This window comes from Nocardia sp. JW2 (assembly GCF_051843015.1).
GTDB classification, from domain to species: domain Bacteria; phylum Actinomycetota; class Actinomycetes; order Mycobacteriales; family Mycobacteriaceae; genus Nocardia; species Nocardia coubleae.
Genome location: NZ_JBPXLK010000012.1, coordinates 1 through 16,271 on the forward strand (window position 1 = coordinate 1; position 16,271 = coordinate 16,271).

Consider the following 16,271-nt stretch of genomic DNA (forward strand, 5'->3'; position numbering starts at 1 on the left):
GGCCGCTGCCTGGCTCCTCCAGCAAGAGCTGCCATGGCGGCGGCCGCCGCGCGCGGGGTATCGGAAGTATGTGCGGCTCAGGTTCGTCCCCGATCCTGACTTCCCCGGGCAAAGCCTGAACGACGTCCGCCCAGACCAGCCGGAACACGGCCGGTTGGGTCAGACCCGTCCGGCCGGTGCGCGGCAATGCTCAGTGCACGGCGGACGGAGCGTTCAGGGCGCCGATGAGGGCCGTGTCGTGGGTGGCGGCCCGGAAGGCGGGGTGGTCGAGGATGTCGTGGAGGAAGTCGGTGGTGGTGGCCACGCCGGGGCCGGCGATCGTGGTCTCGGCGAGCGCGCGGCGCATGCGGGCGATGGCTGTCGGCCGATCCGGCGCCCAGACGATGACCTTGGCGAGCAGCGAATCGTAATGTGGCGGAATGGCATAGCCCGGTGCCACATGGGTGTCCACGCGGACGAAGGGACCGGCGGGGAGTACGCACTCGACGAGCGTGCCGGGGGCGGGCGCGAACGCGCGTTCCGGGTCTTCGGCATTGAGGCGGCATTCGATGGCGACACCGTGCGGCGCGCGCTCGCCGAGGGTCAGCGGCTCGCCCGCGGCGATGCGCAGCTGCTCCGCGACCAGGTCGACGCCGGTGACCATCTCGGTGACGGGGTGCTCGACCTGGAGGCGGCAGTTGACCTCCATGAAGTAGAACCGGCCGTCGGGTGCGAGCAGGAACTCCACGGTGCCCGCCCCGACGTAACCGGCTGCCTCGCAGCCGCGGACGGCCGCGGCGCCGATGCGTTCGGCGAGTTCAGGCGACAGGCCCGGCGCCGGCGATTCCTCGACCAGCTTCTGATGCCTGCGCTGCAGCGAACAGTCACGCAGACCCAGGTGACGGACGGTGCCATGGGTGTCGGCGAGGATCTGCACCTCCACGTGCCTGGCCGATTCCAGGTAGCGCTCGACATAGAGCCTGCCGTCGCCGAAGACCGCGGCGGCCGCGGCCCTGGTGTGCTGCCAGGCCGTGGCGAACTCGTCGCCGTCGCGCACGACCCGCATCCCGCGGCCACCACCGCCGGCGACGGCTTTGATGATCACCGGGTAGCCGATCTCGTCGGCCAGGGCGCGCGCCGCGTCGGGATCGTCGATGGCGTCGCGGCTGCCGGGCAGCAGGGGCAGGCCCGCGTCGGCCATCAGCGCACGGGCGGTCGACTTGTCACCGAGCCGGGACATGACCGTCGACGGTGCGCCGACGAACACGAAGCCCTCCGCCTGACACACCTCGGCGAAATCCGGGTCCTCCGAGAGGAATCCGTAGCCGGGATGGATCGCGTCGGCGCCGGTCGCGCGGGCCGCCTCGATGATCGCGGGGATCGACAGGTAGCTGCGCTTGGCCGGGGCCGGACCGATCTGGACGTGTTCGTCGGCCAGACGCACCGCCGCGGAGTCACGGTCCGCGGCCGAGTGCACCGCCACGGTGGCGATGCCCAGCTCGCGGCAGGTACGGATGACCCGTACCGCGATCTCCCCGCGGTTGGCGATCAGGACCTTGCCGAAGGGGCGGGTCATCGCAGCGCCTCGAACACGATCAGGACCTGGCCGTGCTCCACGGCGTCACCGTTGTCGACGAGGATCTCCGCCACCACACCCTCGCGGGTCGCGGTGACCGGGATCATCAGCTTCATCGCCTCGATGATGCCCACCTGCTGGCCGGCGCGGACGGGGTCGCCCACCGCAACGAACGGCGCGGCACCGGGTTCCGGCGCTCGATAGAACACGCCGACGGTCTCGGCGGTGAGCGGGAACGTCGATGCGGCGCCGTTGTCGGCGGGCCTGTCCCCCCGTGCTGCGCCCCCGTCGACGGGTTCGGTCGGGACGAGAACCAGCTGTCCCGCCGGATCACCCTCGCCGGCGGTCGCCGCGGGCCGCTCTCCCCAGGTGATGCGCAGGGACACCGGACCGTTGGCGACCGTCACCGAGGTCGGTGCGGACCCGATGGCGCCCACCGTCACGGCGTGGCGGCTGAGCACCGCGAGGCTGTGGTCCGCTTCGGTCGGGCTCACGGCCCGCACGGGAGGGTCGTTGGTCACGGACTCGGTCATCGGTTCTGCTCCTGAATCTTGGTGTGCGGGTTGGTCGGTGCTCCACAAGCTCTGTCGCAAAGCGGTCAACGGATGGCGGATCAGGAAGCCGACCACGAGGTCTCCGGGAGGTCGCGGTCCAGGCCGTAGGCGCGGAAACGATTGTGCCGCTGGGCAACCAGGTCGGTGCTCGGGCACGCCGCCAGCTCGTGGACGGCTAGGCGCACCGCCCGCCGCAGCAGCGCCGCCGCGCCGACGGGATCGCGGTCGGCGCCACCGGCCGGTTCGGGGACGACCGCGTCGGCGATGCCGAGCTCGAGCAGCGCGGCCGCGTCCACCCGCAGGGCGGCGGCGGCACGGGGCGCGGCGGCCGGGTCCTTCCACAGGATGGCCGCGCAGCCCTCGGGGCTGATCACCGAGTAGATGGCGTTCTCGCACACCAGGACCCGATCGGCCAAGGCGAGCGCGAGCGCGCCGCCGCTGCCACCTTCCCCGGTGATCACGGTGACCACCGGCACGGGCAGTCCGGCCAGCAGTTTCAGTGATTCGGCGATGGCCACCGCCTGGCCCTGTTCCTCGGCCTCGATGCCGGGATAGGCGCCCGCCGTGTCGACCAGCGTGACGACCGGCCTGCCGAGCTTGGCGGCCAGGCGCAGCACACGGACGGCCTTGCGATAGCCCGCCGGGGTGGGCATCCCGTAGTTGCGTTCGGTGAGTTCGGGCCCGGTGTGGCCCTTCTGGGTGCCGAGCACCACCACCGGCAGGTCGTCGAGGCGGGCCAGGCCCGCGATCATGGCGGGGCAGTCGGCCGACATGCGGTCGCCGTGCAGTTCGACGAAATCGTCGAAGGCACCGGCGAGATAGTCCAGGGTGGTCGGCCTGCCGAGCCTGCGGGCCGCGCGCACGCGATCCCAGGATTCGGCGACGGTGAGGGCGGCGGGGTCGGTGATCACGGCATCGGCGTCACCGGGGTCGGTGCGGCGCGGTGGCGGATCGGTTGTCGCGACCAGGCGGGCGAGCCGGGTGCGCAGCGCCCAGCGGTGGCAGATCATGTCGACGATGCCGTGCTCGAGCAGGAATTCCGCGGTCTGGAAGCCCTCGGGCAGGGTCTGGCCGATGGTCTGCTGGATCACCCGCGGCCCCGCGAAGCCGAGTCGCGCACCGGGTTCGGCGACGATGATGTCGGTGGCGGTGGCGAACGACGCCGCGACACCGCCGTAGGTGGGATCGGTGATGATGGAGACGGTCAGCACGCCCGCGTCGTCGAGGCGGCGCAGCGCCCGGCTGGTCTTGGCCATCTGCATGAGCGCGACGATGCCCTCCTGCATCCGCGCCCCGCCGGAGGCGGTCACGAGCACCAGCGGCACCCGGTCGGCCAGCGCCGCTTCCGCCGCCGCGGTCACCGCCTCGCCGACGGCACTGCCGAGACTGCCGCCGAGGAAGCGGAAATCCATGACCGCCAGCACGATCGGTGTGCCGTCGACGGTGCCGCGCACGCAGCGGATCGCGTCGGACAGCTCGATGCTCTCGCGCGCCTGCCTGATCCGTTCGAGGTAGGCGCGGGTGTCGGTGAAGCCGAGCGGGTCGGTGACAGTCGCCGCGGTCGCGATCGGACTGGCCGAGTCGGCGTCGAGGAGCTGGTCGACGCGCTGGTCGGCGGTGAGCATGCCGTGGGCGTCGCATTCGGGGCACACCCGGCTCGCCCGCTCGTAGCGTTTGCGGTAGATCATCGTGTCGCAGGCCGGGCACAGCATCCAGGCCGTGCCGGTGGTCGCGGTGGTGTCGACGACGGTCATCGGTCCTCCAGCGGGCGTGGGATGTAACGGGCGCAGGCGGCGGGCAGCCGCACACCCGCGGTGCGCAGCTGGGCGACGCGGGTGTGGTAGGCGGCGCCGAACAGGAGCTGGCCCGCGATCTCGGCGACGGCGCGGTTCTCCGGGGCGGCGAGATGGGTTCCGGCCGTCCAGGTATTGAAGGCGCCCATCGCGGGGCCGCACCAGATCTGGTAGTCGGTGACCCGGTCGGCGTCGCCGCGGATGCTCCAGCCCGAGGACAGGCCGAGATACCAGCGGAACACCAACGCCATCTCGGCTTTCGGATCCCGTTCCGCGCCGGCCAGCTGGGCCGGGTCGCGCTCGGTGAAGTACCGGACGCACTCTTGCCACACCTCGTCGAGCGGCCTGCGGAACAGGGTGGCTTCCAGCTCGGCGCGCAGCGCGGTCGGCAGCGCGTCGAGCCCTGGGTAGGCGCGGTAGGTGTCGTAGAGCTTCTGCGCGCGGGCCGCGAACATCGTGCCCCGGCGCAGCACCTGCACCTGCACCCCGAGTTCGAACATGTCCGACGAGGGCGACATGGCACAGTCGGCGAACTCGGCGCGCGCCAGCAGAGTCTTGGTGGCACCGCACTGCGCCGCCTCGACGGCCGACTGGTTGACCGACCCGGTCACCACGTAGGCCGCGCCGAGTCCGAAGGCAGCCGCGACGGCGTCGGGGGTGCCGAGTCCACCGGCGGCGCCGATCCGGACGCGATCGGCGCCGGACACCGTGGCGGCCAGGCGATCCCGGGCCGCGATCAGTTCCGGCAACAGCACCGTCAACGGCCTGCGGTCGGTGTGGCCGCCGGAGTCGGCTTCGGCGGTGATGTCGTCGGCCATCGGCACCTGCTCGGCGAGACGGGCCTGCTCGGCGGTGATCCGGCCCGCCGCCACGAGCTCGCGCAGCAGCCGGGCCGGGGCCGGACGCAGGAACAGTTCGGCGACTTCGACCCGGGAGACCTTGGCGATCACCCGGTGCCCGATCTCGATGTCGCCGCGCTGGTCGACGCGGAGGCCGAGGGCTCGATAGCGCACGACCTCGGCGGTCAGGTCCATGAACGCGGACGCCTCCACGCAGCGGACACCGTGCCGCAGGCAGGCGTCGACGATCGCACGTTCCAGGGCGGGTTCGCTCGGACTGTGGATGAGGTTGCAGGCGAACGGCTGTGCGCCCAGGTCGGCGGCGAGCTCGCCCAGTGCCGCGTCGACCGTGGCAGGCGCGACACCCGCGGCGCCGTAGGCGGCCAGGTACCCGTGCCGCGCCATGGCTTTCACCAGGGCGGGCGAGGCGATGCCGTTGGCCATCGCGCCCGCGGCGTAGGCCGCGCGGACGCCGTGAGCTGTGCGGAACGCGCTGTCGCCGAGACGTTCCGGCGGGAGCGGGCCGACCGCGGCGAGCACCTCGGCACGCGCGGCGACGGTCTGGTCGGCGGTGGCGCCGACCTGTCCGTCGGCGCGGACGATCCAGACCGGCGAGTCCAGGTCGAGCAGCAGGGCCGTGATGGCCTCGGTGGTCGTGGCGACCGCCACGGTGCGCATCGTGGTCATCACGCTCTCCGATCGACGAGTTCGACGGCCAGGTCGGTCACTTCGTAGATGCGCAGCCCCGGCTTCCACAGCGAGCCGTCCACCACCGCCGTCACCCCGTGTAGTCCGCGATGCAGCGTCTTGACGTGGGCTTCGAGTTCCACGGTGCCGTCGGTGGGCAGGAACTGGCCGCGGTAGCGCCAGCTGAAGGGAATGTCGGCGGGGATGCGGAATACCGGGTCGGCCATGTCCGCGGCGTGACCCGCGTCCAGCAGCCATTCCTGGACGGCGTGGATCACCGATTCGACACCGAGTGAACCGGGGATAACCGGGTCGAGGTGGAAGTGGCGGGCGAAGAACCAGTCGGCCGGGTCGATGGGCCGCAGCGAATGCAGGTATCCCGCACCGTGTTTCCCGCCGCCGTCCACCACGTCGACCTGATCGATGAGGGCCAGGGTGCGGCGCGAGCACAGGGGCGCGATCGGATCGGCGCGGCGGGCGGCCACGTCGATCGTCCGAACCTCGGCGGTGGGGTTCTCGTCCAGCCAGGACGGTGCGGGGCGCCCGGCGTCGAGCCCGGTCTGGTTGGCGAGGGCCTCGTCGCTGAAGTAGCCGAACATGGTCTCGCCGGTGTAGAACGGCGTGCCGTCGACGCTGAGCGTGTAGTCGAAGGTCTGCAGGGAGGAGCCGGGCAGGATCGTCGTCGACAGCAGCCGCGAGGACTGTTCGATGGTGCGGTCGCGCAGGTCGACCTGCCGCAGGACCGTCGCCGTGCCGCCGAGATTGCGCAGGCTGAGAGTTGTACCGGGCTGGGTCAGCGTCGGTCCCGCGTAGTAGCCCATGAGCAGGGCCGCCTGCAGCGAGGTCTCCATGTACACGAAATGCGGCATGGATTCGTTGGCGGTGTCGGCGTAATACCAGGAGTCGGCGGGCGAGTCGTATTCGGTGGTGTACGCGGCGTGGTCGAGAGTGCCTCGCGCACCGTCGAATTCGCGCACGCGGTCAACCAGCAGCAGGCCGCCGGTAGGCAGTCGGGTCGCGCGGACCCCGGTGTACTCCGAGAACTCGGGGCCCATGGCGATCGCCTGGTCGCCGCGGGCCAGGTGGGCCATATGGAATTCGTTGAGCAGCAAGTTCGGAACGGCCTCGCCGGGACCGACGCCCGCGCCGGGTGCCTCGGTGACGGTGACCTCGACGGACAGACCGGGCTCCCCTGCGGAGAAACTCGCCGTGCCCGTGATGTGCGGGCGGGGTACGAGATCCAGGGCGCTCACGATGAGCTCCAAGGTGCGGTGGGCCGCGACGCGTCCGGCGACAGCAGAACCGGTCGAGCACCCCTGGCCCACGGGACGCGCAGGAGAGCTCGGCGCTCGAAGTGGCTCGGTTGCCGCGGTCAATGTGCTCCCCGACAGGCACAGGTGCATGCCGGTGAACAGCGCGAACACCTCGGCAGCCTGACGGGCGGCGGCGTCGGGCGCGCCGTCGTACCGGGCGACGACCCGGCCGTCACCCGTACCGCCGTAGAGCTCGATCGCCTCGATCGAGATGAGCGCCAACGGTTCTCCACCTGCCAGCCGGGCCACGACCTCGACGCCGTCGCGCCGATAGGCCGGCCCGAACACCTCCGCGACCGCGCCCGCGGTGAGCGACTCGAGGGCCGCGCGGTCCAACTCGGTGCGCGTGGTGCGAGCCAGTGGCTTGAACGCGCCCTCCCTGGCGGCGACGAACGCACGGGATGCTCGATCGCCGACCGGTGCCGTGACGCCCACCGGTGCCGTGCCATGGTCCTCCCGAACGGCGATGGAGGCCGTCGCGCGGACTCGAACGGCATTGCTGGACAGGGGCGTTCCCACCGCCCGCTTCCACAGCGCACGCTGTAGGGCGACTTGCGCGGCGAGGGCGGCGCGGTGGGCGGTGACGACGCCGGTGCGGAGTTCGGCGATGGCGGCGCGAGGTGCGGCGGCGCTCCCCTCACTCGCCTCAGCAGTCGCGGGCGCTCCCACATGTGTGGCACGTTGCCCTGCGAATTGGTCGCCATCCCGCGTCTGCCGAGTGAATTCCACTGCGCGCCCATCGGGCACAATCGCGTGCCCGGCGGGCTGCACTGCCGAGGCGGGCTCCACTGCCGAGGCGGGGTCAGTCGTCCGGCTCGCGGATTCGGGGGCAGGCCGGTGGGGCGCGGAGTCGGGCGCCGGTCGGGCAGGTGCGGAGTCGGGCGCTGTTCGGGCGGGTGGTGCGGTGTGCTGCGGCGCCGTCAGGGCGGGTTGGGCGGGGGGCGCGCCGGTCGGGTCGAAGGCGATGCCGTCGAAGTCGAGGGCTGTCATCGGGTCCACTTCCTCACCGAGGTCTGGAACTTGTCCGTCAGGTCGGGCGTCGTGAGGACGGTGACGTCCGAGAAGCGTTGCAGCACTGTGCCGTCGGTGGACAGTGCGGTGGCGTCGATGCGGGCTTCGAGTCTGCTCGCGCGTGGGTTGTCGACCACCAGGACGAACGGTTCGGTGGCCGGAAGCGGGTGGTGGTAGTCGATGCGGCCGACGCCGAGGGGCAGGCAGGCCGTGCCGAGCAGTCGGTGACCGAGGACGGGCGGGCCCTGCAGGATCAGGTCGGCGGCGACCGGGTCGTGCAGGTGGCCCGCGTAGGCGCCCGCGGCGACGGGGTCGGTGGGCAGGTGGCAATCCAGGACGATCGCGCTGTCGCTCTCGGCACGGATCGCGCGCAGACCCTGCAGCGCGGGACCGTGGAACTGGATGGCGTCGCGGTAGATCCGGTCAGCGGGGGTGCCCGGTCCGGCGGGAATCGTTTGCCTGGCACCGCCGTCCGGGTTCGCGGCCAGCATTAGGGTCGCCCGGAAGTGGGCGAGCTTGTCGTCGAAGACGGTGGCGCGCACCGCCGTACGGCCGTCGAGGTCGTCGATCGGGACGAGCTCGATCTCCAGCGCGGTGACCGGGTGATCGAAGACGAGCCCCTTGAGCACCTGGTAGTCACGGACGCCGACCACGGTGCGGCCCGGCCTGGTTCGCTCGGCGAGGTGGATCATCGCGCCGAGGCCGAAGGTGGCGGGCAGCACGATGTGGTCACCGATGCGGTGTGCCTCGATCACGGGTTCGTCGACCAAGCCCGCGATGTCGCGACGGGCCCGTACCGTGGCGGGCACGTGTTCGCCGGTCGACAGGGCGGTGGCGGCGCCGACCAGCAGGATCGGCTCGGGCCGGCGGTCCTCGGTGAACTGGGTGGTGAAGGCGGCCGCGCCCGCAGCCGGGGCCAGCAGCGGGATGCCGCGCGCCCGGAAGTGCTCGCGCAGGTCGGCGGTCACCATGCCGCCGTCCCAGGCGCCCCAGTCGATCGCAGTGACGCGGTGCCCGGGATGCCTGCGCCGCCAGCTCACCGCGAACCGGCACAGTGCCTCGTTGGCGGCGGCGTAATCCGCCTGGCCCGCATTGCCGAACAGACCCGCCACAGAGGTGAACAAGACCAGGTCCTTCGGCTCGCCGACCGCGGCGAGGACGGCAGCCAGACCACCGAGCTTCGGACGCAACACGCGAGCGATCGAGTCGGCGGTCTTGTCGGGGATCATCGAGTCCGCCAGGACCCCGGCGCCGTGGACGACACCGGTGATCCGGTCGCGCCAAGGCGCGACGGCCTCGGCGAGTGCCGTCGCGTCGGTGGCGTCGACGGCCAGGTAGTCGGCGCGGTCGCCGAGCGTCGCCAGGGTCGAGCGGATCTCGCGGACGGCGCGGATGTCAGCGCATGCCCGCTCGATGTCCTTGGGCCGCACGCCGGTTTCCGCCAGCGCGCGCACCGCGGCGGGCTTGAGGTCGGTGTCGGGGACACCGGCCGCCCAGGCGGGCTCCGCACCGAGCGTGGTGCGGCCGAGCAGCAGGAAGCGCGCCGCGCTGTGCCGGGCGAGCGTGAGGACGCAGGTCGCCGTCACTCCCCTGGCTCCGCCGGTCACCAGCAGCAGATCGTCCTCGGTGAGCAGCGTCGGCCCGAAACCCGTTGCGGTGCTGACGCTCTCGGTGACGACGGCGGGCTTGTGCCTGCTCGGCACCGGTGTGCGGCGCAGGCCCGAGGCGTCGACGCCGACCTCGATGGTGTCGATCGCGGCGTCGCACAGCTCCTCGAGCACGATCTGCGCCACCCGCGCCGGAGTCGCCGCCGGCGCGATGTCGAGCGCGCGGCAGAACAGTGTGGGTTCCTCGGCGGCAAGGGTTTTCACGACGCCGCCGAGTCCGCCGAGCAGGGCGTGGACCGGGTCGGCGTCCCCGCGCAGGCCCAGATGACCGTCGAGCCGGGTGACCGTCACGAACCCGGCGCGTCCGGTCGCACCGCGCAGGGCGGGCACCACGCGGCCGGTGACCAGGATCGTCTCGGTCAGGATCCGCTCGGCCTGCGCCCACTCCATGGCGACACCCGCGACGACCACGCACAGGTCGGCGGCACCGGTGTCGTCGCCGGGTTCGACCCGCCGCACCGTCCAGCTGAGCGCGCGCAGCGCTTCCTCGATCGCCTCCACGTCGGTTTCGGCGGACTCGTCCAGGCACACCACCAGCGCCCGACCCGCGGGCCGATACGGCTCGACCGCGAGGTCGATCGGGGCGAGCCCGACGAGTTCGACGACATGCCGCGGCGTTTCGGCCGCGGCCTCAGCTTTTGGGTGGACATCACCCCCGGTCAGCTCGGCCACGATCTGATCCAGCGAACGCAGCGTGCCGAGTTGTTCGGGTCCGAGACTGGGCAGAGTCGGAAACCGTTCCTGTAATGCGCCGATCACCTGGACCCGCTTGATCGAATCGACCCCCAGATCCGCTTCCAGATCCATTGCCGGATCGACCATCTCGACCGGGTATCCGGTTTTGTCGGCGACCACTTCCCGCAGCGCCTGCCGCAGGGCATCGGCGGAATGCGCGAGATCCGCATCCGCTGAGGCAATCTCGTCCGTGCCCGCCGCCGAACCACCGGTCGGCGCGGCCGTGCCGCTCGCCGCACCTGCCGCGACAGACCCGCTGGTCGCCTCGGTCGACGCGTCGGTGGCGAGCAGATCGGCGATCTGATCGAGGGTGCGCAACGTACCCAGCTGCTCGGGGCCGAGGCTCGGCAGCGACGGGAATCGTTCCTGCAAGGCGCCGATCACCTGCACCCGCTTGATCGAATCGACCCCGAGATCGGCTTCCAGATCCATTGCCGGATCGACCATCTCGACCGGATAGCCGGTCTTGTCGGCGACCACTTCCCGCAGTGCCGCGCGGATCGCTTCGCCGTTCAGCACCTGCGCCCCCGGCGCACCCTGCTCAGGATCGCCAGCGGAGTTCTGGACGTCGGAACCCGCTGTGCGAGCGGCCGTCTGCGCGACTGCCGACGACGTCGCTGCGCGCTCCTGGGCCACCGGTACAGTTCCGGCTGCCCGCGGTGCGGTGTCGCTCGCACCGGTGAAGTTCTGACCGGCCTGATGACCCGTCGGGTAGGCGGTGCCGCTTGCGGCGGGAGTCACCGATCCGGGCACGGTGTTCGTGGGGGCGGTACCGCTGGACAGCGGGGCCGGCGCCGGTAGGTGTCCGTTCGCCGGGGCCTGTGTGGGCGCCGCCGTCAAGGCCTGGGTCGGCGCGGGGGCGTTCACCGCGGGCGGGGTCGCCCGGTAACTGGTCACCGAGTGCGAACCGGCGGCTCCCCCTTCGATCTCGGCCAGCTGGACGAGCACTTCGCTTGCCCGCGAATGGCTTTCGCTGATGGCGACTCCGTGATCCTTCACGGCTTCGATGGCGCGCAGCAGACGGTCGTCGATGGCACCGGTATTCAGCGCGCCCGCCAGTCCGCGGGCCAGGTCGAGCTGGCCGTCGAGGTACTGCCGGTGCGTGTCCAGATGCTGGACCAGTGCGGTATCGAGCGGATCGGCGGGGATGGTCACGAGCTGTTCCTCCACGAGCGGGGGCACCGAGGATCGGCGCGAAAGTTCGGACACGGCAGGTGGTTCGGAGATCTGGTGTGGCCGCGCGCCGGATCGGCCGTCGACCGTGGCGTGCGCCTGCGCGACGGCCGACACGGGCACAGCCCCCGCAAGGTCGGCCGGCGCCGACCCGTCCGGAGAGGACGCGGTGGGTGAATCAACGGGTACGGATACCGAAGCGGACCCGGCGTGCGAGCGCGCTGCCGCATCGTCCGCGAACTGGACGCGGTAGTCGCCCGACAACGCTTCGGCGTAGGCGGCGCGGCGGGCGGCGGGAACGTATTCAGGGGCTGAAAGGATCACAGTCATCCGGCCGGCCGCCGGAGTGGTCGGCGCGGTGGCGGGGGCGGCGTAGCGATTGATACCCGACATCGCGACACCGAGGACGGCGAGACGGACAGCCGCCCGCTTGAGTGCCACGTCTCCGTTGCCGATGGGTCCGGAATCGGTGGCGAAGGCGATCACGTCCTCGCCGAGGGTTCGCCGGACCAGTGAGGTCAGCACCTGTTTCGGACCGCACTCGACGAAGATCGTGCAGCCGTCGGCGTGCATGGCCCGCAGCGCGTCGACGAACTCGACCGGCCGGCTCAGCTGCTCGGTCAGGGTGGCCCGATTGGCGGCGACATCGGCGCCGTAGGACGCGCCCGCGGTGTCGGCATAGACCCGCGCATCGGGCTCGACGATGTCGACTTCCTCGACGGCGGCACCGAATTCGGTGACCGCGTGCGCCACATACGGGGTGTGGAAGGCAGCCGCCACCGGCAGATCCCGGGTAGCCCAGCCCTTCTCGGCGCTGCGCGCGGTGAAGGCGGCGATGCCCTCGGGTCCACCACCGACCACGATCTGGTCGGGCGCGTTGTGATTGCAGATCCACACGTCGTCGAGATCGGCGATCATCTCGGCGACCTCGTCGCGGGCCGCGTTGACGGCCACCATCGTGCCCGCCTCCGCGCCGTCGGCGACCGTCATCGCCGCGCCCCGCGCCCTGGCCAGACCGAAGAAGTCCTCGGTGCTCAGCGCGCCGGAGGCCCACAGCGCGGTCAGCTCACCGAAGCTGTGGCCGAGGTAACCGTTGGCCCTGAGCCCGAATTCGGTGAGCACCCGGAACTGCCCGGCCGCGAGCGCGCCGATGGCGGGCTGCGCGAATTCGGTACGGCGCAGGGCGGATTCCTGCTCGGCGCGGGTCTGCTCGGTGAACGCGGGCGACGGGAACACCACCGCGCCCAGCCGCTGCTCGGCGCCGACGAACGCGGCGTTGGCCTCGTCGAACGCAGCCCCGACGGGCGGATTGTTCAGCACGGTGTCCAGGCCCATGTCCACGTACTGGCTGCCCTGCCCCGCGAACAGCACACCGACCTTCGGGTCCGGTACGGCGGCTGCGCGGAAGTACACGCCCTCGGGGTGATCCCACTGCGCGGCATCGGGATTGCGGACCAGTTCGTCGACCGCGAGCGTGCGCAGGTCCGCGGCGGTGTCCTCGTCGACCGAGACGAAGCCGATCCTGGCGTGCCCGGCCGGAATGTCACCACCGTCGGAGCCGGGGGTGCTGCGCACGACGTCGATCAGCGCGGCGACATCGGGGGCGTGCCACAGGTGCGCACGCGGCACCCGGTGCAGGACCTGCCCGCGCGTCTGGTCGGCTTCCTCCAGCACGATGTGGAAGTTGGTGCCGCCGAAGCCCATCGCCGAGGCGGCCGCCCGGCGCACCGGGCGCTGCGGGTCGCGCACCCACGGGCGGGTCCTGGTGTTCACATAGAAGGGCGTCCGGGCGGCGTCGATCTCACTGTTGGGCGCGTCGACATTGATCGTCGAGGGCAGCACCTTCTGGTGCAGGGCAAGCGCCAGCTTCATCACCCCGGCCGTGCCCGCGGCACCCTTGGTGTGCCCGATCTGGGACTTCACGCTGCCGAGCGCCGCGAAACCGGTCTCCGAACTGGCCTCGGCGAGCAGGCCTTTCAGCGCGGTCAGCTCGGTCTTGTCGCCGACTGCGGTGCCGGTGGCGTGCGCCTCGATCAGTTCGACGTCGGCGGGTGAGCATTCCGCGTCGGCGTAGGCGCGGTCCAGCGCGACCCGCTGGCCCTCCGCGCGCGGCGCGTAGATGCTCTTGGAGCGGCCGTCGCTGGAGGAGCCGAGACCGCGGATCACCGCGTAGATCCGGTTGCCGTCGCGGCGCGCGTCGGCGAGGCGGCGCAGGGCGAGCATGGTGATGCCCTCGCCGAGCAGGGTGCCGTCGGCCTCGGCGGAGAACGGGCTGATCCGGCCGGTCGGCGAGAGCGCGCCGACCTTGCTGAAGCACAGGTAGATGAAGATCGAGTTCTCGGTGTCGACGCCGCCGGTGATCATCATGTCGGCGCGACCGTCCTGCAGTTCGGCGATCGCGGTGCGGATGGCGGCCAGCGAGGCCGCGCAGGCCGCGTCGACGGTGCAGTTCATGCCACCGAGCCCGAGCCGGTTCGCCACCCGGCCCGCCACCACATTGGCGAGCAGGCCTGGGAAGGAGTTCTCCTCCCACGGCGCGAACGCGGCGACGAACCGGCGCGAGATCTCGCTGACGTCGCTCTCGGACAGTCCCATCGACCGCCCCGCTTCCGCCAGTACCGGCGTCGACAGGCGTGCGGCTAGCGGGTGCATCAGCGGCACCGGGCCGGTGGTGCCGAGCACCACGCCGGTGCGCGCGGGGTCGTACCACTGCGAACCGGTCGCGCCGGCATCGGCCAGCAGGTCACGGGCCACCCCGAGGCTCAGGGTCTGCATGGTGCTGGTGACCTCGAGCTGGTTCGGCGGCAACCCGAATTCGAGCGGGTCGAACGCGACATCGGGCAGGAAAGCGCCACGGCGCGAATAGGTCTTGTCCGGCGCCGAGCGATCGGGGTCGTAGTAGTCGTCCAGGCTCCAGCGCGACGCGGGCACCTCGGAGGTGCAGTCGACGCCGTCGATGATGTTCTGCCAGTACTCGCGGTGGGTGTGTGCCTTGGGCAGCAGACCCGACATCCCGACAATGGCGATCGGGTCGCGTGCCAGGCGTCGTTCGACGGTCACGAAAGGGTTCCTCTCAGGCGGCGACAGTGGTGGCGGTGGCCGAGGCGATCAGTTCGGCCGCGGCGGCGGCGAACAGGCGGTGGCCCACCGGACTCGGGTGCAGACCGTCGGCGGTCCACACCTCGGGCCTGGCCCATTCGGGCCTGGCGGCGATATCGAGAAGCAGGGCGCCGGTGTCGTCGGTGACCCGGGCGAGGACATCGTTGGCGGCGGCGAAACGCTCGCGCAGCAGCGCACGGAAACCGTCCGGCACGGGCAGGCGGGCGGGGATATCGGGGTAACTCGCGGTGAACACCGTGGCTTCCCCGGCCCGCAAGGTGGTGAAGATGGTGTGCAGGTTGTCGGCGAAACGAGCCTCGTCATACGCGCTGACCAGGTCGTTCACGCCGACAACCACGCCGTAGAGGCCGGCCCGCGCCGCCGAGGTCGCCAATGCGAGCTGGCTCGCGACGACATCGCCGGTGGTGGCGCCGTGCGTGCCGAAGTTGCGAATCGTGGTTGGCCGCAACCCGAGCTGACCGCCGAGGCGCGAGACCCAGCCGCGGTAGCCACCCGCCGCGGCGGGGTCGCCACGGCCCTCCACGAAGCTGTCTCCGAGCGCCGTCAGGCCGGCCGCGATCACGCCGACACCCCGGTATTCACCACGTGCCGATCGGCGACCGGGAAGTCCACTTCCTCGTAGAGCGCCGTGAGCTCGGCCTCACCGAAGAACTTGTCCGGCGGGTACAGCCCGGCGATCAGCCCGAAGAACTTCTTCGAGTAGTGCTCGCTGCGGCTGGCCGCGCGGAACACCGAGTCGTAGTACGGGGTGAGGGTGAGCTCGGAGATCGACTGGGTGAGCTCGTAGGTGCTGGCGCTCTGGGCGTCGCGCTCACGCTGGTACTCCGGCAGCGTCTCCTCGAAGGGCCGTGCACCCGAGAGGCTTTCGTGCACCAGGTCGGCCAGCAGCCGGCCGTACTTGAAGGCGTCGGTGATGCCCCAGCCGGTGAACGGGTCCTTGTGGTAGCCCGCGTCGCCGACCAGCGCCCAGCCGGGACCGAAGGACTGGCGACGGTAGTTGTCGGGGTAGAGCATCGGCCGGAACGGCTCGACGCGCTTGCCGGTCTCGCGCAGCCGCGCGCCGATCTCCGGGTCGATCTGCTCGACGATCTCCTGCACGCCGGCATCGGGATCGGTACGGAAGTCACGGAACCGGTCGCGCTTGCGCATGACCGCCACCAGGGCCAGGCCGTCGTTGGTCGGCCAGGACGCGAACTGCTGCTCACCGAACCCGGTGCGGTGGTGCATGCCCCAGTCCACGCCCTCGTAGTACGAGTAGTAGACGAAGCAGGCCGCGGGCGAACCCTCGTAGGTGGCCGCGCCGACCTCCTTGGCGACGATCGAGTTCGAACCGTCCGCGCCGACGACCAGTTTCGCGCGGAATTGCTGCTCGGGACCCTCGCCGACGCGGCCACGGATACCGGCGACCCGGTCACCGTCGCGCAGCAGGCCGGTGACGGTGAAGCCCTCGATCACCTCGGCGCCGGACTCGCCCGCCGCGTCGACCAGGATCTTGTCCAGGACGGTGCGGCGCGGGCAGTAGACGGCGTCGATGCCGTCGGCCGAGGGATCGGCCATGCCCGGGATCTCGATGTCGGTGTAGGTGAAGTTCAGGTGCCGGATCGGCGGGCAGCCGGTGGCCACCACCGTGTCCAGCAGACCCCAGGACTTCAGAAAGCCGAGACCGGCCTGGTGGATGTAGTGCGTGGAGGGGGTGTCGCTGGGAAAACTCGCGCGATCCACGGCGAGCACGCGGTGGCCCTGACGGGCCAGCAGCATGGCCAGGGGCGAACCCGCGACCCGGGTTCCGACGACGATGACGTCATACATGATGTGATCACTTTC

8 protein-coding genes are annotated in these 16,271 nt (G+C 71.3%); all 8 read right to left on the minus strand.

What is annotated here, in order from left to right:
- Positions 1 to 190: 190 nt before the first annotated feature.
- Positions 191 to 1,555 (minus strand): acetyl-CoA carboxylase biotin carboxylase subunit, encoded by a 1,365-nt coding sequence (locus ACSVDM_RS18020; protein ID WP_439266383.1) that lies wholly within the window; start codon positions 1,553 to 1,555, stop codon positions 191 to 193.
- On the minus strand, positions 1,552 to 2,088 hold the full coding sequence (locus ACSVDM_RS18025) for an acetyl-CoA carboxylase biotin carboxyl carrier protein (RefSeq protein ID WP_439266384.1): 537 nt from the start codon (positions 2,086 to 2,088) through the stop codon (positions 1,552 to 1,554). Before ACSVDM_RS18025 ends, ACSVDM_RS18020 begins: the two co-directional genes overlap by 4 nt.
- A gap of 80 nt (positions 2,089 to 2,168) precedes the next feature.
- Positions 2,169 to 3,863 (minus strand): acetyl-CoA carboxylase, carboxyltransferase subunit beta, encoded by a 1,695-nt coding sequence (accD, locus tag ACSVDM_RS18030; RefSeq protein ID WP_439266385.1) that lies wholly within the window; start codon positions 3,861 to 3,863, stop codon positions 2,169 to 2,171.
- Positions 3,860 to 5,428, minus strand: a complete 1,569-nt coding sequence (locus tag ACSVDM_RS18035; RefSeq protein WP_439266386.1) for a PfaD family polyunsaturated fatty acid/polyketide biosynthesis protein — start codon at positions 5,426 to 5,428, stop codon at positions 3,860 to 3,862. Before ACSVDM_RS18035 ends, accD begins: the two co-directional genes overlap by 4 nt.
- Entirely contained in the window at positions 5,428 to 7,410 is a 1,983-nt protein-coding gene (locus ACSVDM_RS18040) for a beta-ketoacyl synthase (RefSeq protein ID WP_439266388.1), read from the minus strand. Before ACSVDM_RS18040 ends, ACSVDM_RS18035 begins: the two co-directional genes overlap by 1 nt.
- A 317-nt stretch (positions 7,411 to 7,727) precedes the next feature.
- Entirely contained in the window at positions 7,728 to 14,387 is a 6,660-nt protein-coding gene (locus ACSVDM_RS18045) for an SDR family NAD(P)-dependent oxidoreductase (RefSeq protein ID WP_439266390.1), read from the minus strand.
- A gap of 13 nt (positions 14,388 to 14,400) precedes the next feature.
- A complete protein-coding gene (locus ACSVDM_RS18050) occupies positions 14,401 to 15,009 on the minus strand; it encodes an SGNH/GDSL hydrolase family protein (RefSeq protein WP_439266391.1) in 609 nt (202 codons plus the stop codon).
- Positions 15,006 to 16,256, minus strand: coding sequence for an NAD(P)/FAD-dependent oxidoreductase (locus ACSVDM_RS18055; protein ID WP_439266392.1), 1,251 nt, complete (start codon positions 16,254 to 16,256; stop codon positions 15,006 to 15,008). Before ACSVDM_RS18055 ends, ACSVDM_RS18050 begins: the two co-directional genes overlap by 4 nt.
- Positions 16,257 to 16,271 lie beyond the last annotated feature (15 nt).

Coding starts and splice junctions, on each gene's coding strand:
- ACSVDM_RS18035 (WP_439266386.1), bottom strand. CDS start 5,428: ATGACCACGATGCGCACCGTGGCGGTCGCCACGACCACCGAGGCCATC.
- accD (WP_439266385.1), bottom strand. CDS start 3,863: ATGACCGTCGTCGACACCACCGCGACCACCGGCACGGCCTGGATGCTG.
- ACSVDM_RS18055 (WP_439266392.1), bottom strand. CDS start 16,256: ATGTATGACGTCATCGTCGTCGGAACCCGGGTCGCGGGTTCGCCCCTG.
- ACSVDM_RS18025 (WP_439266384.1), bottom strand. CDS start 2,088: ATGACCGAGTCCGTGACCAACGACCCTCCCGTGCGGGCCGTGAGCCCG.
- ACSVDM_RS18020 (WP_439266383.1), bottom strand. CDS start 1,555: ATGACCCGCCCCTTCGGCAAGGTCCTGATCGCCAACCGCGGGGAGATC.